Here is a 942-nt window from a genome sequence, read left to right on the forward strand (position 1 = left end):
CGTTCAGACTATTTTTTTGACTCGTCATCATCATGACCATGTAGAAGCGCTCGCATAGTTAAAGCAAATTTATAAGGCTGTAGTTCTTGGACCAGAAGCAGAAAAGGAAAAGATTGGTCATCTTGATCAAACACTTCAACCTGATGAAAGTTTATTTTTTGGCACACACACACTTTTAGCGCTCTCAACACCTGGTCATACGCTAGGATCATTATCCTACTATTTTCCCCAGGAAAATTTACTTTTTTCTGGAGATACGCTTTTCTCACTCGGCTGTGGACGTCTTTTCGAAGGAACACCAGCACAAATGCTAAACTCTTTTAAAAAGCTTCGTCAGCTTCCCGATGAAACACTCCTTTATTGTGGCCATGAATATACTAAAACCAACGCTCTTTTTGCATTGACACTTGATTCACACAATCAAAAACTTCATCAAAGGGTAGAAGATGTTTTTTTGTTGCGCGCAAAAAACGCCATGACTTTACCGGTAACCTTAGGGCAAGAAAAAGCGACAAATCCTTTTCTTCGCTGGGATAATAGAACTTTGCGAAAGAACCTTGCAATGGAAAAAGAAACAGATGAAGAAGTCTTTGCTGAAATTCGGAAAAGAAAAGATAATTTTAAACCCTGTTTAAATTGACATTGCATTTGCTTTTCCTTTTGTGGCATACGCTCAAGTGACAATGGCTAAAGGAATAGATAATCTTTTTTATATCAGCTGGTCATTGCGAATTATCCCTTAACAGAAGATTTTCCTTTAAAGTTAGAAAAAATTGAAAAAGAATCTAAGAAATTACCCGCGAAACAGGAAATACATAATACCAAAAATGAGAACTTATTGAAGGATATATTGCTTGTGTTTTTAGAAAATAAAAACTCATGTGTGTTTTAAGAGAAAATAGTCTCACATCAAAAGATTTTTTTACCGGTCTCTTAGCACTT

The 942-nt window shown here is 35.9% G+C and carries 1 pseudogene; it reads left to right on the forward strand.

Annotation, left to right across the window (positions count from 1 at the left end):
- Positions 1-640 (forward strand): annotated as a pseudogene (gene gloB / locus ACFIK8_RS10295) (hydroxyacylglutathione hydrolase); the annotation flags it as partial.
- Positions 641-942 lie beyond the last annotated feature (302 nt).

Source organism: Bartonella sp. MR168JLCBS (assembly GCF_042194175.1).